The sequence below is a fragment of the Deinococcus sp. AJ005 genome (genome assembly GCF_009017495.1).
GTDB lineage: Bacteria > Deinococcota > Deinococci > Deinococcales > Deinococcaceae > Deinococcus.
In genome coordinates this window covers 479081-499994 of the sequence record NZ_CP044990.1, presented here as the reverse complement: position 1 = coordinate 499994, position 20914 = coordinate 479081, and the positions used below count along the sequence as shown (strand labels likewise).

Sequence of the window (20914 nt, the reverse complement as noted above, 5' to 3'; positions counted from 1 at the left end):
ATCTGAAGTAACGTATCTATTCAGGTATCCTATCCATGAATGAATCTTAATCAAATCCACATATTCGCTTCACACTGTAAAGATAAGCTATAGGGGTCTTCGGAAGCCCCGGAGGCAGGAGGATCAAATGCTCAGAAGAGAGGTGGGGAGCGTCCAGCAGGGCCAATAAACTCGGCGTTCCCGGTAACAATGAAAAAGCCCGACGGCATTTACCCCCGGACTTCATCTGCATATCTGAAAGACATGACTACTTGGCGGTATCAAGTCTAACGGATGTGCAGATGGAACTTCAAGGGCGCAGGCACAATTGTCTGCGCTCATCCTACAGGAGTTTCATATGAGTAGCAGCCCTACTATTTCCATCATCACAATCAGCCCCGCACCGGATGACCGCACCACTCGCCTTCCCGAAGGCATTCATGAATTGACTATTGTTCGCGCCGATCTCAAACTTCAGCGCAACCGCTTTGGCGACAAGTACGCGGCGCTGCACCTGACCTACGCCGCCGACAACGGCCTGACCGCCAGCAGCATGACGCCGGAGTTCAAGGGAGGCATCGTGGGCGCACTGACCGCCCTGGAAGAATTTGTGCTGAACCTGCGTGACCTGACCCCCGAACGCCTGATGGGTCTGCGAGGCCGCCGCGTGCGTGCCACCATCTCTCACCGTGCCTACCGCAACGCGATTTACGCCAACGTGACTGCGCTGGAAGGCCGTTCACTGTGAGCGCCCTGCCCATGCTGGTGGCCGCGCCGTTTGCGCCCATGAGTCCTTCGGTGGCCGAGACGTATCAGCTTTGCCCCCACAAAGAAATGCTGAACCACTTCTACGTGGAAAGCGAGTTCAACGAAAATCTGCACAAGGGCCAGGCATTCCACAGCACTGTGCGCGACGCGACCCGTAAGTTTCAGGTGGGCAGCAACTGGCCCGACATGGACGAGCTGGTGCCGATGCTCCGCGAACACCTGCTCAAGCTGCCCGCTGGTGAAGTCCAGCAAGGCCACAGCGAAACGCTGGAGCAGCGCGTCAACCGCTGGCAAGATGAACTGCTGCTCTGCCTGGGCGGATTTCTGCTGTTCGCCGAGGGCAAGGTGGAATCCGGTGGCCTCATCAGCGCCGAGGAGTGGGTGCGCCTTGACCTGGATCACCCGTTGGGCAAGGTGCGGGCCACGGGCCGGATTGACTTGGTGGTTCGCGTAGACGGTGAAATCTGCGTGGTGGACATCAAAACAGGCAAAGCCCCAGAAAGCTACGACGTGACCAGTCCGCTGGCGCTGGCGCTGTACGTGACCGCCGTGCGTGACAAGTATCCCGGCCAGACCGTTCGCGCCTACGAATTGTATCCGGCGGGCGATTTGCTGCTGGAATACGACACCGACAATGTGGACGCCGATCTGGGCAAGCTGGTGACACTCGGCCAGCATCATTTTGTGGAAACCGAGTGGCCCAAGCACACCGGGACGCACTGTAATTGGTGCGATCACTACCGCCGCTGCATGGGGCTGGACGAGTCAGCCGCCGACTAAACACACTGTCAGGATGGGCTGAAGTCCGATGCTCGGCCCATCCAACTTAATTCAATCAAGACATGTCTGGCACGTCGTAAACGGTTATTGCGGTCAGATTACATCCATCATTCAATCAAGGAGAAAATATGCAAATCAACATCGCTCACATCAACATTCAGGGACAGAGCTGCCTCATCTGCGACGCTGAATCCCCAAACCACAACGACAACGCCCGCAGCGTCCTGCTTGCTCAACTCGTCGCCGCAGCCCGCGCCAAGAATCTTCGGGTAGACAAATCTGCTCTGGCATTCACCGAACATGGCCGACTGAAGTTTTACGGCAGTACCGATCTTGTGGGCTTCCTGGTCAACAACGGTCTACCGCGCTGGACGCATGCACTGACTGTCTGAATACCGAGGTATAAATCTAAGCAGGTGGCGGAGAGAGGATTAAGCATCTCCGCCACCTGCCTTTTATCCACATTATCATGTGGTAACTTACACACATGAAAACCGTGCAGATGACCATAGACGACGCCCTGCTCTCTGCGGTTGATCATGCGGCAGGCCAGAGCCAGGAGACCCGGAGTGCGTTTATCCGAGTTGCCTTGCAGGCCGAACTCAAACGCCGCCAGAACGCCGCGATGGAAGAAGCTCACCGTCAGAGCTTTCAGGCGCAGCCCGATGACGATGCCTGGCAGCCTGCCCGCCGCGCCTGGGGCGAGTGATGGCGCGTGCCTGGCGGCGCGGCGACATCTGCTGGTGTGAGCTGGACAAACGGCGTCCCGTGGTGATCCTGACGCGAGACGCTTTGATAGGACATCTGAACAGCGTTACGGTTGCGCCGCTGACGACACGGGTGCGCGGCATTCCTTCGCAAGTGATTCTGGAGCCGTTCGATGGCGTGCCGGAACATTGCGCGGTCAGCCTGGACAATCTTCAAACGATTCCCAAGGAAGATTTGGGCGAGTTGATCTCTTCTCTCTCCTCGTTTCGACTTCAAGAAGTGCAGCAGGCGGCCATCTTCGCGCTCGAAATGGACACCTTCAGCTAGCGCTTAAACCACCTCCCCAATCCGCCATCTGGCCTACCATCCGCTTACGCTGGGGGCGTAAACTGTGGGGATACGTTCGGCGTTTGCCACTGCTCTCACTTTCTTTGCTTCTGGAGGTTTCCCCGATGCTCAACATTACATCCGAGTTCACGCCGTCCGGCGATCAGCCCACCGCCATTCGCTCCCTGGTGGACGGGCTGGAATCAGGACTGCGATACCAGACGCTCCTGGGGGCGACGGGCACAGGAAAAACGTACTCCGTGGCGAAAGTGATTGAGGAAACGGGCCGCCCCGCCCTGATCATGGCCCCCAACAAGATTCTGACCGCGCAACTTGCCTCCGAGTTCCGCGAGTTTTTCCCCACCGCCGCCGTCGAGTTCTTCATCAGCTACTACGATTACTACCAGCCCGAAGCCTACGTGCCGGGCAAGGACCTGTTTATCGAGAAGGACGCGGCGATCAACCAGGAAATCGAGCGGTTGCGCCACTCCACCACCCGCAGTCTGTTGACGCGGCGCGACACCATCGTCGTCGCCTCCGTCTCGTGTATCTACGGGTTGGGCGATCCCAAGGAGTACACCGCCCTCAATCTGATTCTCAAGAAGGGCGACTCGGTGAGCCGCGACGAGATTCTGGGCCGCTTGATCGGCATGCAGTACGAGCGCAACGACATCGAGATGATGCCGGGCCGTTTTCGGGTCAAGGGTGAGATGATCGAGGTCTGGCCCGCGTACGACGAGCAGCCCCTCCGCATTGAGCTGTGGGGCGACGATGTGGAGCGCATTGCGGTGGTACATCCGCTGACCGGGGACCGGCTGGCCGAACTGGACGCCACAGTGGTCTACCCAGCCAAGCATTACGTGTCCAGCGCGGGGAATATCGAGCGGGCCATCGTGACCATTCAGGAGGAGCTGGAGCAAAGGCTGGAATACTTCAAGTCCACCGGCAAGCTGCTGGAGGCGCAGCGCATCAAGGAGCGCACCCTCTACGATCTGGAGATGCTCAAGGTGCTGGGCTACTGCTCCGGCATCGAGAATTACTCGCGCCACATCGACGGGCGCGTACCCGGTATGACGCCGTACACCATGCTGGACTACTTCCCGGACGACTTCATCACCTTCATTGACGAGTCGCATGTGACCGTGCCACAGATCGGCGGGATGGCTAATGGGGACCGGGCCAGGAAGCAAACGCTGGTGGACTACGGTTTCCGCCTACCCAGCGCGATGGACAATCGCCCACTGAACGCCGAGGAATTCATGTCCAAGACCGGACAGACCATCTACGTGTCGGCCACGCCCGGCCCCTTCGAGCGCGAGGTCAGCGACAGCATTGCCGACCAGATCATCCGCCCCACCGGACTGGTGGACCCGCCCGTGAGCGTGCAGCCCATTACCGGCCAGATCGACGATCTGCTGGGGCGCATTCGCGCGAAGACGGCAGCGGGCGAGCGCACCCTGGTCACCACCCTGACCAAACGCATGTCCGAGGACCTAACCGAGTACATGCTGGAAAAGGGCGTCAAGGCGCGCTATATGCACAGCGACATCGACAGCGTGGAGCGTCAGGTCATCATCCGCGACTTGCGGCTGGGCCATTACGACGTGCTGGTGGGCATCAATCTGCTGCGCGAGGGGCTGGATTTGCCCGAAGTTTCGCTGGTGGCCATTCTGGACGCCGACAAGCCCGGCTTTCTGCGTTCGGAACGTGCGCTGATCCAGACCATTGGCCGCGCGGCGCGCAATCTGAACGGTGAGGTGATCCTGTACGGCGATTCGGTCACGCCCGCCATGCGAAGTGCCATCGACGAAACCGCCCGCCGCCGCGAGAAGCAGACCGCCTACAACGTGGAACACGGCATCACGCCCACCACGATTATCAAGGGCGTACGGAACGTCATTCGCGGTGAGGAACAGCCCGAAGAGATCGGCAGCGCGAATGTCGGGGGTGACCGCGATGCCCTGACCGCCCAGCTCACCGATCTGGAACTGGACATGTGGCAGGCGTCCGAGGATCTGGACTTCGAGAAGGCCGCGTCCTTGCGCGATCAGATCCGGGCCATTGAGGCCAAGTTGCAGGGCAAGGAGTTCAAGCAGGCGACGGTGCCGGGGCAGAAGGTGCGGGCGCGCGGACGGCGGTAGTGCAGGGCTGCCTTACAGCATAGGACGGCATTTTCTCCCCGGCTGAAAGTCGAAATGAAAAGCCCTCTGCGTGGCTGCTCAATGAGGTACTCCACGCAGAGGGTCTTGAAGAGAGGTCTCCCCTACCGCGCCCGCAGAACCTGAGTGACCCAGGTGTCCACCAACCGCTGCGGATTGGCCGTCAGACCGGGTTTAACGGCTGAGAGTTCCGGCTCGGTGGCGAACTTGAAAACCGGATCAAGCGGTGTGCCGCCCACCGCCGGGTAAATCCACATGCGGGTGGGGATGTCGGCCTGCACGCCCTTGCCCAGCATGAAGTCCACGAATTTGCGGGCCAGCGCGGGCTGCTTCGCGCCCTTCAGGATGCCCACGCCTTCCAGTTGCAGCCAGGTGCTGCCAGGGAGGAACAGATTGGCAGTGGGGGCCTGCGCGGGCAGCTTCTTCGCGTCATAGTTGTCGGCATAGAAGACCTCGGCGGCTGGGCTGCTGGCATACGACAGCACGATAGGGTAGCGGCCCCCGTTGCGGCTAAATTCCTTGTTGTAGGCGTCGCTCCAGCCGCGCGTGACCTTGAGGCCGTTGAGGCGGGCGTCGCGCCACCACGCCCATGCGCCCGCCTCGCCGTAATGGTTGACGGTGGCAAGCATGAAAGCCAGACCGGGGCTGCTGGTGGCCGGACTTGCCACCACGGTCAATTTGGCGTACTGCGGGGTTTTCAGGTCATCCAGCGACTTGGGCAGGGCCAGACCCGCCTTCTGGAAGTACTCGCGGTCATAGTTGAGGGCCACGTAGCCGTAATCCACTGTGTTCAGCAGACCCGCGTCGTCCAGACGGTAGGCAGCGGGAACCTTCGCCAGTTCAGGCGACTTGTAAGGCTCGAGCAGGTCAAACTGCTTTGCGCGGCTGATCAGGCTGTTGTCCAGGCCGTAGACCACGTCGGCCAGCGGGGCGCGGCGGGTTAGGATCAGGCGGTTGAGAAGTTCCCCGGCGTCGCCGCCCTTCACGAAACGCACCTTCGCGTTGTTCGCGTTTTCAAAGGACGCCACCAGTTTCTTATCCACGTCAAAGGAATCGTGGGTGATCACCGTCAAGGTGGTCTGGGCGCTGGCCGCACCCGCCAGAAGTAAAGCCGCCGTCAAAATACCTTGTATACGCATACTGTTTCCAAACATAAAAAAGCCCCCTCGCGTCACGAGGGGAAGCGGGGCCAACCGCCGAAGTCTTCGGGGCTGGCCGGTCACGCTCCCTCCGCCGGTATGACCCGGATCAGGTTCGTTGGGGTGTTTCTCAGCCCGTTCTAAAAGGACAGGCACCCCCGGTGACGCACGGCCAAGTTAGCAGAAGGAATGGGTAAGAAGCGTGCCCGACAGGCATTTTTCGTCTTTAAAGTTGGTCAATCTGTGCAGTTGCAGTGGTGAGTGGGGACACGGGAAAAAAGCGGTCCCAACTGGCACCCACATCCAACGCCGCCTGGGGGCATCTGGCCTCTTCTGTTGAACCGCTGTGATTGGTACAGGAACGCGGGCGAAATAAGACAGACCCCGATTGGAAGGTGCTGAAAATACCTGGAAATCCGATCCGGCGTTCAAGCGTCCCCCTGCGAGCCGTACCAGTCATGGGCGCTGCTCTGGACAGGACAGTGAGCAGGAGAAAAACGGGTCCTGGGCGTGGAGTGTGGAGTGTGGAGACCTACGCTTTCCCGATCTCTACCGCGTTACAGACGGAATCCGTAAGAGTCCTTGTCAGATTGACCCCTGAAGGCCCGCATGCCTCAGTCAGGCCAGCGCCAGAGACCGGGTCTTGAATCCGGGGGCACATCTGCGTGCTGTTTTACCCACCCGCACTGCTGGTCCGGCGCAGCCTCTCCCCCAGGCTCAGGAATTTGCGTCCCGGCGGGACCGCCCCACCATACGGGCAAAGGCGGGGTCCATCACGCCGACGAGCAGGGCGTGGGGCAGGGTCAGGGCGGCGATCAGGGCCAGGTACAGCGCCGTCAAGTCCTCGGCGCTGTGCAGGCGCGGCGCACTCCACAGGAACAGGCCACCGAGCATCCCCAGCGCAATCAGGGTGATCGGCGTCAGGTCCAGCGCCAGCCGTCGCAACCCGCGCAGGCTGACAGGCCGTAGCTTGAGTGGCCTGGAGTTGAGTTCCAGAAGTCGGCCTAGATGCCGCCAGGCGTGCCACAGCGTGAAATACAGGCCGATGGACAGCTCGGCGGGGACCTGAGTGAACACCAGCAGCAGCAGCGCAACCTCGGCCAGTTCGGTCACGGCGGCCCGGTCACTGGCGGCACAGCGCAGGGTGTCGGCCACCGACAGCAGCAGCACGGCCACGAAAATCACGGTCAGCCCCTGGGAAAAGCTGGCACTCCACAGCGGCCCGGCGGGAAGGGACGCGTGGAATGCCTGTGCAGCGCCGCGCGCCAGCCGTTCGTAGGCGTCGGGGAAGGCCAGAAACGGAACGACGATGGGCAAGCTGCCACGCAGCAGCAATGTTGCGCCGCTGTGCCAGGCCCGGGCACGGCCCAGCCGCCGCTCCAGAAAGTCCAGATCGCCGTGCCCCCAGTGCAGCGCCGAAGTGAGCAGAAACCCCCAGTACGCCACCATCGGCCACACGGTCCAGACGCCCAGATACAGCAGCACCACGCCCAGATAAGCCAGCAGAAACAGTCCCAGTCCGGTCCAGCTTCTCGTCAGCCGCCAGCCCTGTCGCAGCGGCACCAGATGGTCCAGCGCCCCGTGCGGCAGACCGAACAACACGGCGCTCAGCAGCAGCGGCACGAGGGCGTAACGCTCCAGCACCGCCGGAAACAGGCCGTGCAGCCCCAGCAGGCCGAGCATGGCCGCCCAGGGAACGGCGAACAGGAGCAGGAACGCAGGCCGCTGGCGAGCAATCTGCGGTGTGGCCGGGGTCAGAAGGGGTTTGGAGGGCTGGAAGTGGGTCACGGCGTACCTCTGATGACAGGCCAGGGGAGGGGAAGAGCGCTGGAACATGGGACGGGACGCAGGGAGTCTGGTCAGGACTGGTGTTCCGGTGATCAGAAAGGGTATTGAGGTTTCGCCCGGCGGCCAGATCAGGAGGAGCACAGGATTGAGGAAATGCTGAAACTCCTGTTTTTTGCTCTGTCCATCAGGACTCGCCAGTGGCCCGTGCAACCTGCAATTCCTCTACACGGCCCGAAGTGACGACAGCGCCACCTACACCACAGCGCCAACTAACGACAACGCCGCTTGCTGGGTCTCCAAGCGGCGTTGTAGATGGAGCGGCACTGACCAGCGCAGCTAGGCGGCGCGCTCGGCGTCCTGGGTACTCACGATCCAGATATAGGTGATGGTCAGCAGCGCAATCCCCGCGTAGATCAGGCGCAAGCCGATCAGGTGCGGCCCCAGCAGGTCACTGCGGAAGAAGTCGAGCGCCATCGCCGAGGCAGCAATCAACATCAGTCCCAGCGCCACAAGACCCTGATGGCGGCGCACAAGGATAAACAGAGGACGGGCTTCCGGGGTGGTCTCGGTTCTGATCTCGGTCCTGGTCATGGGGTCTCCAGTGACGGGCAGCGTCGGGCGGGTTAAACGGGCCGGGTAGGCAGTTCAGTGGCTGGCGGAGTGGTGCTGTCTTCGGTGACGCCCATACTGCGGTCATGTGCGGTTTTTTCCAGCGCAATAAAGTAAATCAGGGTGCCGAAACCAACTTTTGCCAGAATATCGGCGATGCTGTAGCCCACCTGCAAGCCAACCACGCCGCTGGCGCTCAGGCCGCCGCCCCCCAGGAAGATAGGGAGCAGGTACGCAATGGGGTAGAAGCCCCATGACGCGAACAACAGCAGCCGCAGATTGCGGGTCAGCACCTGCACCCGTGGCGGCTGACGGTCTATCGACTTGCCCAGTTCGACAAACAGCGTGTACACGATGTAGATAAACGGAATGGTGCTGATGGTGCCCCAGATCAGGCGGGTGGTGGTGTCGCCGGAGATTTCACCGGGATATCCCGTGGCGATCATCACGAAGGCGGCCAGGGCCAAGCGCCAGATCATGCCCGAGGCGACGTTGGTGGCAAGCGCCAGAACTGCGACAGCCTCCACGAGCAGCAGCGGCACCGTCAGTATCCAGTCGGCATAACGGTAGGCGTCGTTGAAGGGGACAGCCGTGGCGACGTAAGCTCCAGCGGTCAGGGCATAGGACTCGTTCCAGGAGTTAAAGATGCGGAAGTAGTGGTAGCAGGCAATCGCCACCACCAGCGCCGAGACCACCATGGCCGGGCGGTACTTGGGCGACAGGTTTTGCTGGGCCAGCACGAAAAAGATAAAGCCTGCACCCATCGAGGCAATGGTAATCGAGAAGATCTGGTAGACCAGACCGAACTGCCCGTAGCTCAGCGAGAGCTTGGCCGCCTCCACTGGAGCGTTTTGCGACTGTGCTAGTGCGGTGCTTAGCAGCACGGCCAGGGTGGCGATGATCCAGGTGAACGGGGTCAAACGTTGTCTCATAACAACTCCTGTTGTAAAAGCCGCGCCAGAGAGGCACGGAAAATGGGGCGGACGCATACCAGAGCCGCAATTCATCAGTTCCCTGACGCGGTCAGCGTAAGCCCGTGTGTGCGTGAGATGTGCGTTAATCTGTACCGTTGAATTGCAGCAAGAAAAGCAATTGGGTGGCGAATGCGAATCGGCAGCCCCATTCCATGTATCAGGGCGAACAGAGGATTGGAGGCGCTAACCTGCGCGAATGAGCCGTTCTGACCTCGCCGCCCCTGAATCGCCTGCGGCAGCGGAGTCAGTCCAGCAACGCCGCAAGCCCACCGCCGCCCCCCTGCTCATCCTGGGGCTGATTCTGGTGGCGCTGAACCTGCGCCCGCCCATCGCCGGGTTCGGGCCGCTGCTGTCACAGGTGCAGGCCGAGTTGGGGGTCAGCGCGGCCACCCTGAGCCTGCTGACCACGCTGCCGCTGCTGTGCTGGGGCGTGCTGGCTCCGCTTGCGCCGCTGCTCAGCCGCCGCTACAGCAACGAGACCATCATCCTGTTTGCCACCGCCGTGATTGGCGTAGGAAGTGTGCTGCGGATCGGCGCGACGCTGCCCGTTATCCTCATCGGCACGGTACTGGTGGGGGCGGGCATCGCCCTGAACAACGTGCTGCTGCCCAGCCTGATCCGGCGCGACTATCCCACGCGGGTGGGGCCGATGACCGGGCTGTACACGCTGGCGGTGGTGGGCGGCGCGGCGCTGGCCTCCGGGGTGGCCGTACCGCTGATGACCGTGCTGGGCGGCGCGTGGCGCTCGTCTATGGGCGTGTGGATCGGGCTGGCCGTGATCGGCGTGGTGGCGTGGCTGCCCACCGTCTTCGGACGGCAGACTCATGCCCGCGCACCAGTCAAGGGGGGGCCGTCGGTGTGGCAGAACCCCTACGCGCTATCGGTGACGCTGTATATGGGCTTTCAGTCTCTGGTCTTTTTTACGTGGCTGACCTGGGTACCCAGGGTCTTGCAGGACAACGGCTTCACGGCGGCGCAGGCGGGGCTGCTGCTGGCATTTGCCAACGTGGTGCAACTGCCCTTCACTCTGGCGGTTCCGGTGCTGGCGGCACGGCCCAAACTTTTGGTCCCGCTGGCGGTGGCGACGGCACTGGTCAGTACGGCGGGCATCACGGGTCTGCTCCTCGCTCCGCTGACGCCCTTGCCCTGGCTGCTGCTGATGGGCATCGGCGCGGGCAGCACCTTTCCGCTGGCGCTGATGTTTATTGCCGTGCGGGCCGCCAATCTGGCACAGGTGCCGCAGCTCTCGGCGATGGCGCAGGGCTTCGGCTACGCGCTGGCGGCGACTGGTCCCTTCATCTTCGGGGCACTGCACGATCTCACGGGCGACTGGGAGGTGCCACTGATCTTCTTGCTGGCGATGACGGGTCTGGTGCTGGTGACGGGGGTGGCGGCAGGACGGGGGCAGCGGGAATTGGCTTCCTGAACCCGACTCTTCTCTCCTGTCCCCTGCTCACTTATACCAGTCACCAAAAATTACAGATGCACTCTTGGGAAAGCGCCAAGAGCGCCTTTTCCATCTTTGGTGACTGGTATTTTCACTACTCGCTCCGCTCGGAAAATCCGGCTTTAAAGAGCCGAATTTTCGGTGATTGGTATTACACTGATCCATGCCCCTTGATGTTTGCCGGAGCCGCCCACGTACCACCTGACCCTGGGCCACCGCCATTTCACCTTCCCCGATTTGCGGCGGGTGATGGCCTGCGCCAGCCCGCTCAAGTCCGGCGACGAGCTGGCGGGAATCGCGGCGGGCAGTTCCCAGGAACGCGAGGCCGCGCGGCAGATTCTGGCCGACTTGCCCCTGAGCCTGTTTTTAGAAGACCTGCTGGTTCCCTATGAGACCGACGAAGTCACGCGCCTGATCGTGGACAGCCACGACGCGGCGGCCTTTGCGCCCGTGTCTGGCCTGAGCGTGGGCGAATTCCGCGACTGGCTGCTGGGCGATGAGGCCACACCGGAAGCGCTGGCGGCCCTGGCCCCCGGCCTGACCCCCGAAATGGTGGCCGCCGTAAGCAAGCTCATGCGCGTGCAGGATTTAATTCTGGTGGCCTCCAAGGTGGAGGTGATCACACGCTTTCGCACCACGCTGGGGTTGCGGGGGCGCTTCAGCACGCGCTTGCAGCCCAACCACCCCACCGACGATCCGCGCGGCATCCTGGCCAGCACGCTGGACGGGTTGATGTTCGGCTGCGGCGACGCAGTGATCGGGATCAATCCTGCGCTGGACAGTGTTGAAAGTTGCGTGGGTTTACTGCGGCTGCTGGACGATTTCCGCCAGCAGACCGGAATGCCGACGCAGAGCTGCGTGCTGACGCACGTCACCAACACGCTGGAAGCAATGGCGCGCGGCGCTCCGGTGGATCTGGTGTTTCAGAGCGTGGCGGGAACGCAGGACGCCAACAGCGGCTTTGGTATTGATCTGGCCCTGCTGGACGAGGCGCATGCGGCGGGGCTGGAGCTGCGGCGCGGGGCAGATTTAGTCGGGGGCTACGGCGACAACGTGATGTACTTTGAAACCGGGCAGGGCAGCGCCCTGTCGGCCAACGCCCACCACGGCGTGGATCAGGGAACGCTGGAGGCCCGCGCCTATGCGGTGGCGCGACGCTACCGCCCGCTGCTGGTCAATACCGTGGTGGGGTTTATCGGCCCGGAGTACCTGTATGACGGCAAGCAGATCATCCGCGCGGGGCTGGAGGATCACTTTTGCGGCAAGTTGCTGGGCCTGCCGATGGGCTGCGACATCTGCTACACCAACCACGCGGAGGCCGATGGAGACGACACCGACACCCTGTTGACCCTGCTGGGCGCGGCAGGGGTGACCTTCATCATGGGTGTGCCAGGGGCGGACGACATCATGCTGAATTATCAAAGCACCAGTTTTCATGACACGTGGTACGTGCGCCGCATGTTTGACCGCCCCCCCGCGCCAGAATTTGCCGCGTGGCTGGAAAAAGTAGGGCTGAGCCGGGATGGAGGCTTGACGCTGCCGGGCCGGGCGCAACTTCGGGAGTTGATGGGAGCGGCAGGCGGATGACCAACGATCTGACCCCCTGGGCCTCCCTGAAAGAATTTACCGACGCCCGGATCGCGCTGGGACGGGCGGGAACCTCGCTGCCGACGCGGGAGCTACTGAAGTTCAACGCGGCGCACGCGGTGGCACGGGACGCCGTGCATGTTGCTGCCAATTTTGAAGCGCTGGCCGAGACGCTGGAAGGGACTGGAGAGGTGGTCCTGCACGTCCACAGCCACGCCGCAGACCGTGCTGAATATCTGCGTCGCCCAGACCTGGGACGCACGCTGGCACCTGAATCCTTGGCGGAATTGGAGGGCCAGCCCCCGTCCGATGTCGTGATCGTCGTGGCAGATGGCCTCTCAGCGGGGGCGCTGGCGCATGTGGAACCGTTGCTGGCGGTGCTGCTGCCCGAATTGCGCGGGGCGGGTCTGGGCGTTGGCCCCATCGTCCTGGCACGGCAGGCGCGGGTGGCGCTGGGCGACGGCGTGGCCCTGGCCGTAGGCGCAAAACTCGTCCTCGTCCTGATCGGCGAACGCCCCGGCCTGAGCAGCCCGGACAGCCTGGGAGCGTACCTGACTTACGCCCCACAGCCGCTGACCCGCGATTCGGCCCGCAACTGCGTGTCCAACATCCGCCCGGCGGGGCTAAAGGTGCGGGCGGCGGCGTGGCGGCTGGCGCACCTGATCCGGCAAGCCTTACACCGGGAACTCAGCGGCATTGCACTCAAGGACGAAGGTGGCGAGCCACCAGGGGACTTTGCCGCCTTGCCACGCGGCTAAACTGCCCCATGACCTCCCCCTTCTATCTGATCGCCTGGCTTGTCGTGCAAGACGTTTCCGGGCGTGTGCTGCTGGGCCGCCGCGACGGCACGAGCTATATGAATGGCCTGTGGGGACTGCCGGGCGGACGGGTGGAACTCGGCGAGGCGCTGATGGCCGCTGCAGTGCGCGAGGCCGAGGAAGAAGTGGGGTTGAAAGTTGAACTGGCCTCGCTGAAAGCCCTGGGCGTGTCACGCTTTGATATTGACGGCATGCAGGGGACCGATTTCCTGTTCCTGACCCGCCAGTGGGATGGGGAACCAACGCCACTGGACAAGACCGCTGAAGTCGGCTGGTTTGCCCCTGACGCCCTGCCGGACGACTGCCTGCCCTGGCTGACCAGCGTGCTGGACGCCCACCTGAAGCGCGGTGCATGGCTGACCGAGCAACTGGACAGCGTGGCTGGAGTGCAGATTCTTTCCTCCTGAACTCCAGCCTTGGGCCTTCCATCATGTTCCCCAGTCAGGCACAGCCCAGACTTGCCTCATTCACTTTCATCTGAAATACTTCCAGATGAAATGAGTTTACCTTCCTCTCCCCCACCCGCAACGCAGACCGATGAGCTGTATGACCTGATGCGGCTGACGCTGCGGCTGTCGCGCCGCTTCCGGCAGGCGCTGGATGAGCCATTGGAAACCGCACTGGGCCTGAACACCAAGGAACTGCTGGTGCTGGCCGCCATCATGGACGGCGCGCAAACACCAGGACGCATTGCCAGCAAGCAGAGTCTGCCCGCCCCCACGGTGACGCGCATCGTGTCCAAGCTGGTGGCGGCGGGTCTGGTAGCGCGGATCAGTAACCCCGCCGACCTGCGCTGCTTTCACCTGCACCTGACCCCACAGGGCGAGGCCACCCGCGCCCGCACCCGCGAGACCGGGCAGACCATCGTCGTCTCGCACTTCGGCCACCTGCCACCGCAGCGTGTCCAGGCGGCGCTCAATGCCATGCAGGCCCTCCACGACGCCCTGAGCGCCCCCATGCCCACTCCCGAAGAGGTCCACGTATGAGTATCCCAGTCAGTCCAGCCGTCCAGGCCCATTCCAGCCTGGGCGAACGCGACAAGATCATGGCCTTTGTCGGCATCCTGACCGTGCTGTTTCTGTCCAGCCTGAACCTGACGGTGGTGGGCAGCGCCATGCCGCGCGTGATCAGCGACCTGGGCGGTTTTCACCTGTACGCCTGGGCGTTCACGGCGTATTCGCTGGCCACCACCATCACCATTCCGGTAGTGGGCACGATCAGTGACCGGGTGGGCCGCCGCCCGCTGATCCTGCTGGGCATCGCAGTGTTCGCGCTGGGCAGCGTGGGCCTGGGCTTCGCGCAGAACATGGAGCAACTGATCATCCTGCGCGCGGTGCAGGGCATCGGCGGCGGCGCACTGATGGCGATGAGCTTCACCGCGATTGCCGATCTGTTCACCCCGATTGAACGCGGGCGCTACCAGGGGTACACCGGGGCGGTCTGGGGCGTTTCAAGCGTGGTGGGGCCACTGGTGGGCGGCTTCCTGACCGATCATCTGGGCTGGCGCAGCGTGTTCTTCGTCAACTTGCCCTTCGCACTGCTGGCGGCGTACTTTATCTGGCGCTTTTTCCGTCTGCCCAAGCCCGTGATCGCCCCCGGCACGGGCGGCAGCTTTGACGCACTGGGCGCAACGCTGCTGGCCGGTTCGGTCACCACGCTGACGCTGGCGATGTCCTGGGGCGGCGGCACCTACCCCTGGATCAGCGCCCCCATTCTGGGCCTGCTGGCCGGAGCGCTGGCACTGGGCATGGGCTACGCCTTCCACAGCAACCGTCAGGCGCGGCCCATCCTGGACCTGCATCTCCTGAAAGACCGGGGCATCGCCATCGCCTCGTTGGCCGGATTTCTGGTGAGCGCGGGCATGTACGCCGCGATTCTGTACCTGCCGCTGTACATGCAGGGCGTGCGCGGTAGCTCGGCCTCGGGCAGCGGTCTGGCCCTGGCCCCGCTGATGGGCGGCATGATCCTGACCAGCACGCTGTCAGGCCAGCTCGTGAGCCGCACCGGGCGCTACAAGAAACTGATCGTCGCTGGAGCGTTTGTGGCCGCCGCCGCCCTCGTGCTGGCCTCCACCCTGAGCCTGACCACCCCAATGTGGCTGGCGGTGGGCACCATGATCCTGCTGGGCATCGGCCTGGGGCCGGTCAACAGCCAGCTTACCCTGGCCGTGCAGAACGCCTCGCCGCGCGAGAAACTGGGCAGCGCCACCAGCGGCAACCAGTTTTTCCGGCAGATCGGCGGCACGCTGGCGGTCAGTCTGTTCGGGGCGCTGGTCAACGCGCAACTGGCCGACAAGCTGGGCGCACAGCTCCCCGCCGCCGCCAGAACCCTGCCCGCCCCCTTGCAGGACGCCATCGCCAGCCCCAACCTGCTGACCAGCCCGGAAGCCAGTGCACAACTGGGCGGAGCTTTGGCGAAACTCGGACAGCCCGAACTGCTGGCCCAGATCACGGCGGCCCTGAGAAACGTCATGGTGGGCGCGATTGACGAGGTGTTCCTGGTGTCGGCCATTCTGGTAGCACTGGCCTTCGTGGCCGCCCTGCTACTGCCCGAACGCCCACTGCTGGGACGGCAAACGCACACAGTTGAGGTCAATAGCGTGAAGAGCGCAGGCCAGGGGAACGCACAGGCGACGGATTGAACAGAGTTGGAACAGGAATAAGAAAGCCCCGGCGTTTGCTGGGGCTTCTTTTTCTAGATTCTGGAAAGCAACTGGCAGTCCTCTCTACCCGCGTTTACTGACCGATCCAGTCAATCGTCTGTGCCGCGTCACGCAGGTTTTTGACCTCTCCAGTAGATGCAGTCAGCTTCAACGCGGCGGCGGTGCTGGCGGTGGCGTTCAGCAGCAGCGTAACTGTGCCGTCTGCCCCGGTCATAGTTTCGTACTTGACCGTCTCATCCGGGGCAACCGTCGCGGCAATGTCTGTCGCCTTGCCGTCCACGGCCACGGAAATCACATAGACCGGATTCTTGCCGGTGTTCTTGACCTCCCAGGTCACGGCCACGCCCGTCACCGGGTTGCCGTCCTTGTCGGTGGCGAGAACGGGAATCATGACCTCTCCTACGTCGTCGCTGGCCACGGTGGGGGTGGCACTGGTACTGACCGGGGCCGTGATCTCCACATCCTGAATCTCCACTTTGGCGACGGGGCCAGCCTGTGCGGGAGCGGCAGGTGTGGCCTGGGCCACCGTCCCCGGCGGCAGGGCGGGAATATCGGACACAGACATCTGGGCAGAGGCGAGAGGCAACAGCAGGGCAGCGGTCAGAATCAAATAGCGCATGGAGAACTCCTTGGGGTAGAGGTTAATTTCAGGCGGGCAGGATGTACAGGCCATTGCTGCGGAAATCCAGGTGGATGTCGCTGCCGTTGGGCAAAATGGTGGACTCGGAGGGCGGGGCGATCAACACGGCCCCAGCAGAGGTTTCAATGGTGTACTCGGTCATGGCCCCCAGGTACGCGCCGGAAGTGATGCGCCCAGCCAGCCCCGTTTCGCTGAACGAGATGGATTCGGGCCGCACCAGCACGCGCACGTCACCTGTGGGTGCGCCGGGTTGCGTGTAAGGCAAGAAGACATTGCCGAAGCCGAGTTTCTGCCCGTCATAGGTGCCTTGCAGCAGGTTGGCCTCGCCGATAAAGTCCGCGACAAAGGCGTTGGCGGGGCGGCGGTACAGGTCTTCAGGGGTGCCGATCTGCTCAATTTTGCCCGCGCTCATGACCACCACCACGTCCGAGATTGCCAGCGCCTCGGCCTGATCGTGGGTCACGTACACGGCGGTGATGCCCAGTTGCTGCTGAATGGCACGAATCTCGTTTCGCATCTGGCGGCGCAGCTTGGCGTCAAGATTGGACAGCGGTTCGTCAAAGAGGAGGACTTTGGGTTTCATGACCAACGCGCGGGCCAGTGCGACACGCTGCTGCTGCCCGCCCGACAGTTGTGAGGGGGCGCGGCTGCCGTAGCCGCCCAGCCCCACCAGTTTCAGGGCTTCCTCGGCAGCCTCGGCAGCGTCGGGGCGGCGTGCGACGCGCAGGCCGTAAGCAACGTTTTCCAGCACACTCAGGTGCGGAAATAGCGCGTAGCTCTGGAACACCATCGTCACGTCGCGCTGCGCCGCCGAGAGCTGGGTCACGTCCTCGTGGTCAATAGACAGCTTGCCCTCGGTGATGGTTTCCAGCCCGGCGATCATCCGCAGAATGGTGGTCTTACCGCAGCCCGAAGGACCCAGCAGCGTGACCAACGTACCGGGTTGCACCTCTAGATTGGCACTCTGCACAGCGGTGGTCTTGCCGAAGCGCTTGGTGACGCCCTCCAGCTTGACCGGGGCCGCCCCACTGTTGGGGGTGGAGGGTGGACGGGATTGGGTGGCGGTCATGGATTCCCCTCAAGAATGATGTTCATACGCTTACTCCCGCCTTTGAGCCGCCCATCCGGCCCACGCCCCAGGTCATCAGGGCAATCACGACGGCCAGCGTGAAGACCAGCAGTGCGGATAGTGCCGCCGCATCCCCGAGTTGCCCACGTTCCACCATGCTCAGTACTTCACTGGTGACTACTTTGTGGTCCGGCGAGATCAGGAAGATGATCTGCGAGATGGCGGTCATGGCCCGCACGAAAGCGAAGATCAGCGCCGAGATCAGCGCCGGGCGGATCAGGGGCATCACTACCCGCCAGAGCGTCGTTAAACTGCCCGCGCGGAGTGTCGTGCTGGCCTCCTCCAGCGCCGGGTCAATCTGGCGCAGGTTGGCGACGGCGGAGCGGATGCCCACCGGCATGTTGCGGAAGATAAACGCGACGATCAGGATCAGCATGGTGCCGGTCATGTACGCGAACCCGCTGTTCAGCGCCAGGATGTACCCGATACCGATCACGGTGCCGGGAACGGCGAAGGACAGCAGCGAGCCAAGTTCAATAAAGCCGCGCCCGAAGAACTTCTGCCGCGTGATCAGGTAGGCGATCACCACACTGAGAATCAGAACGGGCAGGCTGCTGATGGCCGCGATCTTGAGGGTGTTGAAGAACACGCCCAGCGAGCCTACAGACAGGTTGCGGATGTGTTCAAAGGTGAAGGTGTTGTCGAAGCCCCACAGCTTGACCAGCGCCCCAAAGAACATGCTGCCGTACACCGCGCCCACGAACAGCACCCAGATCATGAACACGAAGAGCAGCACACGCTCCAGCACGGCTGGCAAAGGCGTCACCATGCCCGCTGCGGGCTTGCCCGTAATCGTGGTGAAACTGGTGCGGCCCACCCACGCCTGCTGCGCCAGAAATGCCGAGACGCTCAGGGCCAGCAGCACCGTGCCGTACACCGACGCCTCGGCGGGGTTGAACTCCACCGAGAAATACACCTGTGTCGCCAGGAACGAGCCGCCCATCACAAAGGGGTTGCCGAAATCGGCCAGACTTTCAATGATGGTCAGCAGAAAGGCATTGGCGAGGCCAGGGCGCACCAGGGGCCAGATCACCGTTTTCAGGACGTGCCAGCGGCTTGCACCCAGGGTGACGGCGGCCTCCTCCAGCGTGCCGTTCAGGCTTTTCACCACGCCTACCAGCACCAGATAAGCAATCGGGGTGTAGGCCAGCGTCTGCGCGATGCCCACGCCCAGCGTCCCCAGCAGCGCGTCAGTGTCCAGGCCCAGGATGCCGCTGGTAATCAGTCCCTGGCGGCCCAGCAGGAAAATCAGGGCAAAGCCGATCACGAAAGGCGGCGTGATGATCGGCAGCAGCGAGAAGACGCCCAGCAGCTTGCCCGCCGTGATGCGCCGCCGGGTCAGCCACCACGCCAGCCCCACCCCGGCCAACACGCCGATGGCCTTGAACACAATACCCAGCCCGGCGGTCTGTGGTGTGCTGGCCGCCAGCGAGCCAATCGCATACCCCGCCAGCGCCAGCGGCACAAACAGATACGGCCCGAACGGGACCCGGCTGCGTGTGCCCAGCAGCGCGAAGGCCAGTGCCAGAGCCGTGGCTGCCGTCGCCACACTGATCGCCAGCAACACGCTGTTCCGCAGCGCCCCGAAGCCGAAGTACAGCGCAGCAAAGATGCCCACGCCCAGCGCCGCCAGCAGGGTATTCCGCAGGATGACCCAGACCGGGCGCTTGCGCCACAGCGACAGCCCCAGTCCGGCCACCGCGCCGATAATGGTGGCGATCAGCGCCAGCGTCGCCTCACTGCGCGCCGTGGTTTCGTTCTCCAGCACGAAGAACGCTGGAGAAGTCAGCACGCTGCGGAAGGCTTCCAGCGAGAAACCCGTTTCCCCAAACGCACCTCGCAGCACCCTGTACAGCGGGAACATCACGAACAGGATCAGAAAGAGGCCCACCCACAGCGTCGAACTGGCGATGAAGCGGTCCGCCTTGATGATTCCCGTGTCCGACAGCGCCATGCCGGTGACCGACAGCAGCGCCAGCGCGGTGATCAGGGCGCCCAGATCGGCAGGTTCGTTCCTGAACACGATGAAAAAGGCCGTAACCAGAAACCCGGCCAGGGCGGCAGCCAGCGTGGGCGGGGCGCGGGTGGCGCGGCCCAGAAAGCTCAGGGCCAGGGTGGCCACCAGAGCAATCAGCGGCACCCACAGCACGGGCAGGGTTCCCAGCAGCGCTAGACCGCTGGGGCCACCCGCCAGGAAGGCTCGGCCCTCACGCGCCCAGGGCAGGACGCAGAAGGCCAGCAACCCCAGCAGCGGCCACAGCAGCAGGGCAATCTGAACTCCAGCCCGGTTCCTTTCCGAAACGGGAGGGATTACCGCCGTGGTAATGGAAAGACCTCCTTGGTCCAGCGCGAGATGATACGGGCGCGGGTGGCGCTGTCGCCCCATTTGCCAAAGTCGTAGTCGATCAGCTTGATCTTGTCCAGCTTGGGCGAGGCAGCGGCCACCGGGGTCTTGGCGTTAGACTGGATCTGGAAGGATTCCACCGTCGCCGCCAGTTTCTGCGTTTCAGGCTTCAGCACGAAGTCGATAAACTGCTTGCCTGCGGCGGCGTTGGGGCCGTCCGTGACCAGACTGACGCCGCCGATCTCGGTGCCCGTCCCGGCTTTGGGAGCCACGGCCCGCACCGGGAAGCCGCGCACGTTCTGCGCCACCGCGTCGTGCAGGAAGGTCACGCCCACGGCCACCTCGCCGCGCGCCGCCAGGAACGCCGCGCCGGAGCCGGGGCGGGTGTAGCCGTTGCGCGGCACATTGTTGTGAATCTTCTTCAGGAGGTCAAACGCCTTGTCCTCGCCGTAAATCTGGATCAGCGTGGTGATCATGGTGTACGCCGTGCCGGAGGTGTTGGGGTTGGGCATGGCGATGAGGCCCTTGTATTTGGGATCGCCCAGATCGGGCCAGTCGGTGGGGGCGGCCAGGTTGCGCTTCTTCAGCACAGTGTCGTTGACCGCGAGGCCCAGCGCCCCGGTATACAGCGGAATGTAGGCATCCTTGACCTGCTTGCGGAGTTCTGGATACAGCTCGTTCCACGCTTTGGGCTTGTAGAACGTCAGCAGCTTTTCCTTAGTGCCCGCCTCGTGGACGTCCCCCGTGCCGCCGAACAGCACGTCGAAGCTGGGGTTGGCCTTCTCGGCACGCAACCGGGCCAGCGACTCGCCTGCCGACAGGCGCAGAAACTTGGCCTCGCCGCCAGTTTCCTTCTTGTAGGCGTTAGCAACCACCTGGCACCAGTCAGCCTGTGCGCCGCACACGAAGGTCAGGTTGCCCTGCGCGCCAGCCGTGGCCGCCGTGGCAAAAAGGGTCAGAGTCAAGAGTCGTTTCATGAAACCTCCAGAACAGAGAAAAAGGGCGAAGACCGCAGGGGGCTTCTGGGCGTGAAAAAGTGACAGTTGTGCCATTGGA

At 63.1% G+C, this 20914-nt stretch carries 20 protein-coding genes and 1 riboswitch; of the genes, 12 read left to right on the top strand and 8 right to left on the bottom strand.

The window, feature by feature from the left end:
* The first annotated feature begins 337 nt into the window (after positions 1-337).
* From DAAJ005_RS04465 to uvrB, 6 genes are all read left to right on the top strand, one after another.
* Complete coding sequence (locus tag DAAJ005_RS04465; protein ID WP_151846060.1) at positions 338-727, top strand: hypothetical protein; 390 nt, start codon at positions 338-340, stop codon at positions 725-727.
* A complete protein-coding gene (locus DAAJ005_RS04460) occupies positions 724-1527 on the top strand; it encodes a PD-(D/E)XK nuclease family protein (protein WP_151846059.1) in 804 nt (267 codons plus the stop codon). The genes DAAJ005_RS04465 and DAAJ005_RS04460 overlap by 4 nt, the downstream gene beginning before the upstream one ends.
* Before the next feature lie 128 nt (positions 1528-1655).
* Positions 1656-1919, top strand: coding sequence for a hypothetical protein (locus DAAJ005_RS04455; protein WP_151846058.1), 264 nt, complete (start codon positions 1656-1658; stop codon positions 1917-1919).
* A 95-nt stretch (positions 1920-2014) separates the two neighbouring features.
* Entirely contained in the window at positions 2015-2236 is a 222-nt protein-coding gene (locus DAAJ005_RS04450; RefSeq protein ID WP_151846057.1) for a CopG family transcriptional regulator, read from the top strand.
* Positions 2236-2562: a type II toxin-antitoxin system PemK/MazF family toxin gene (locus DAAJ005_RS04445; protein WP_151846056.1), complete on the top strand. Its 327-nt coding sequence runs from the start codon at positions 2236-2238 to the stop codon at positions 2560-2562. Before DAAJ005_RS04450 ends, DAAJ005_RS04445 begins: the two co-directional genes overlap by 1 nt.
* 125 nt (positions 2563-2687) lie before the next feature.
* Positions 2688-4703 carry an excinuclease ABC subunit UvrB gene (gene uvrB, locus DAAJ005_RS04440; protein WP_151846055.1) on the top strand — a complete coding sequence of 672 codons (2016 nt, stop codon included), beginning with the start codon at positions 2688-2690 and terminating at the stop codon, positions 4701-4703.
* 122 nt (positions 4704-4825) lie between these two features.
* On the opposite strand, the gene DAAJ005_RS04435 is transcribed toward uvrB, so the two are convergent.
* The 4 genes from DAAJ005_RS04435 to DAAJ005_RS04420 form a co-directional block, all read right to left on the bottom strand.
* Positions 4826-5875, bottom strand: a complete 1050-nt coding sequence (locus DAAJ005_RS04435) for a thiamine ABC transporter substrate-binding protein (protein ID WP_226342570.1) — start codon at positions 5873-5875, stop codon at positions 4826-4828.
* A 53-nt stretch (positions 5876-5928) separates the two neighbouring features.
* Positions 5929-6030: riboswitch (TPP riboswitch) on the bottom strand.
* 547 nt (positions 6031-6577) lie between these two features.
* Complete coding sequence (locus tag DAAJ005_RS04430; protein ID WP_192930864.1) at positions 6578-7648, bottom strand: Brp/Blh family beta-carotene 15,15'-dioxygenase; 1071 nt, start codon at positions 7646-7648, stop codon at positions 6578-6580.
* A 336-nt stretch (positions 7649-7984) separates the two neighbouring features.
* Positions 7985-8239 (bottom strand): hypothetical protein, encoded by a 255-nt coding sequence (locus DAAJ005_RS04425; protein WP_151846053.1) that lies wholly within the window; start codon positions 8237-8239, stop codon positions 7985-7987.
* Positions 8240-8271: 32 nt separating this feature from the next.
* On the bottom strand, positions 8272-9189 hold the full coding sequence (locus DAAJ005_RS04420) for a bacteriorhodopsin-like (RefSeq protein WP_151846052.1): 918 nt from the start codon (positions 9187-9189) through the stop codon (positions 8272-8274).
* Positions 9190-9427: 238 nt separating this feature from the next.
* Between DAAJ005_RS04420 and DAAJ005_RS04415 the strand changes: the two genes are divergently transcribed.
* The 6 genes from DAAJ005_RS04415 to DAAJ005_RS04390 all read left to right on the top strand — a co-directional run bounded on the left by DAAJ005_RS04415 (position 9428) and on the right by DAAJ005_RS04390 (position 15724).
* Positions 9428-10657, top strand: a complete 1230-nt coding sequence (locus DAAJ005_RS04415) for an MFS transporter (RefSeq protein WP_151846051.1) — start codon at positions 9428-9430, stop codon at positions 10655-10657.
* Positions 10658-10855: 198 nt separating this feature from the next.
* Entirely contained in the window at positions 10856-12265 is a 1410-nt protein-coding gene (locus DAAJ005_RS04410) for an ethanolamine ammonia-lyase subunit EutB (protein ID WP_151846050.1), read from the top strand.
* On the top strand, positions 12262-13023 hold the full coding sequence (gene eutC, locus DAAJ005_RS04405; protein WP_151846049.1) for an ethanolamine ammonia-lyase subunit EutC: 762 nt from the start codon (positions 12262-12264) through the stop codon (positions 13021-13023). Before DAAJ005_RS04410 ends, eutC begins: the two co-directional genes overlap by 4 nt.
* An 8-nt stretch (positions 13024-13031) precedes the next feature.
* A complete protein-coding gene (locus DAAJ005_RS04400) occupies positions 13032-13490 on the top strand; it encodes an NUDIX domain-containing protein (protein WP_151846048.1) in 459 nt (152 codons plus the stop codon).
* 90 nt (positions 13491-13580) lie between these two features.
* Positions 13581-14069 (top strand): MarR family winged helix-turn-helix transcriptional regulator, encoded by a 489-nt coding sequence (locus tag DAAJ005_RS04395; protein WP_226342569.1) that lies wholly within the window; start codon positions 13581-13583, stop codon positions 14067-14069.
* Positions 14066-15724, top strand: coding sequence for an MDR family MFS transporter (locus DAAJ005_RS04390; protein ID WP_151846047.1), 1659 nt, complete (start codon positions 14066-14068; stop codon positions 15722-15724). The genes DAAJ005_RS04395 and DAAJ005_RS04390 overlap by 4 nt, the downstream gene beginning before the upstream one ends.
* Positions 15725-15818: 94 nt before the next feature.
* On the opposite strand, the gene DAAJ005_RS04385 is transcribed toward DAAJ005_RS04390, so the two are convergent.
* The 4 genes from DAAJ005_RS04385 to DAAJ005_RS04370 are packed head-to-tail and all read right to left on the bottom strand — an operon-like array spanning position 15819 to position 20835.
* The gene (locus DAAJ005_RS04385; protein WP_151846046.1) at positions 15819-16364 is read right to left on the bottom strand and encodes a hypothetical protein; all 546 of its coding nucleotides are present in this window, start codon (positions 16362-16364) and stop codon (positions 15819-15821) included.
* Between the two features lie 28 nt (positions 16365-16392).
* Positions 16393-17454, bottom strand: coding sequence for an ABC transporter ATP-binding protein (locus tag DAAJ005_RS04380; RefSeq protein ID WP_151846045.1), 1062 nt, complete (start codon positions 17452-17454; stop codon positions 16393-16395).
* Between the two features lie 22 nt (positions 17455-17476).
* Positions 17477-19900, bottom strand: coding sequence for an iron ABC transporter permease (locus DAAJ005_RS04375; protein WP_151846044.1), 2424 nt, complete (start codon positions 19898-19900; stop codon positions 17477-17479).
* A complete protein-coding gene (locus tag DAAJ005_RS04370; RefSeq protein WP_192930863.1) occupies positions 19825-20835 on the bottom strand; it encodes an ABC transporter substrate-binding protein in 1011 nt (336 codons plus the stop codon). Before DAAJ005_RS04370 ends, DAAJ005_RS04375 begins: the two co-directional genes overlap by 76 nt.
* Positions 20836-20914 lie beyond the last annotated feature (79 nt).

Coding starts and splice junctions, on each gene's coding strand:
- DAAJ005_RS04465 (WP_151846060.1), top strand. CDS start 338: ATGAGTAGCAGCCCTACTATTTCCATCATCACAATCAGCCCCGCACCG.
- DAAJ005_RS04455 (WP_151846058.1), top strand. CDS start 1,656: ATGCAAATCAACATCGCTCACATCAACATTCAGGGACAGAGCTGCCTC.
- DAAJ005_RS04450 (WP_151846057.1), top strand. CDS start 2,015: ATGAAAACCGTGCAGATGACCATAGACGACGCCCTGCTCTCTGCGGTT.
- DAAJ005_RS04445 (WP_151846056.1), top strand. CDS start 2,236: ATGGCGCGTGCCTGGCGGCGCGGCGACATCTGCTGGTGTGAGCTGGAC.
- uvrB (WP_151846055.1), top strand. CDS start 2,688: ATGCTCAACATTACATCCGAGTTCACGCCGTCCGGCGATCAGCCCACC.
- DAAJ005_RS04435 (WP_226342570.1), bottom strand. CDS start 5,875: ATGTTTGGAAACAGTATGCGTATACAAGGTATTTTGACGGCGGCTTTA.
- DAAJ005_RS04425 (WP_151846053.1), bottom strand. CDS start 8,239: ATGACCAGGACCGAGATCAGAACCGAGACCACCCCGGAAGCCCGTCCT.
- DAAJ005_RS04420 (WP_151846052.1), bottom strand. CDS start 9,189: ATGAGACAACGTTTGACCCCGTTCACCTGGATCATCGCCACCCTGGCC.
- DAAJ005_RS04415 (WP_151846051.1), top strand. CDS start 9,428: ATGAGCCGTTCTGACCTCGCCGCCCCTGAATCGCCTGCGGCAGCGGAG.
- eutC (WP_151846049.1), top strand. CDS start 12,262: ATGACCAACGATCTGACCCCCTGGGCCTCCCTGAAAGAATTTACCGAC.
- DAAJ005_RS04400 (WP_151846048.1), top strand. CDS start 13,032: ATGACCTCCCCCTTCTATCTGATCGCCTGGCTTGTCGTGCAAGACGTT.
- DAAJ005_RS04395 (WP_226342569.1), top strand. CDS start 13,581: ATGAGTTTACCTTCCTCTCCCCCACCCGCAACGCAGACCGATGAGCTG.
- DAAJ005_RS04390 (WP_151846047.1), top strand. CDS start 14,066: ATGAGTATCCCAGTCAGTCCAGCCGTCCAGGCCCATTCCAGCCTGGGC.
- DAAJ005_RS04385 (WP_151846046.1), bottom strand. CDS start 16,364: ATGCGCTATTTGATTCTGACCGCTGCCCTGCTGTTGCCTCTCGCCTCT.
- DAAJ005_RS04380 (WP_151846045.1), bottom strand. CDS start 17,454: ATGACCGCCACCCAATCCCGTCCACCCTCCACCCCCAACAGTGGGGCG.
- DAAJ005_RS04375 (WP_151846044.1), bottom strand. CDS start 19,900: ATGGGGCGACAGCGCCACCCGCGCCCGTATCATCTCGCGCTGGACCAA.
- DAAJ005_RS04370 (WP_192930863.1), bottom strand. CDS start 20,835: ATGAAACGACTCTTGACTCTGACCCTTTTTGCCACGGCGGCCACGGCT.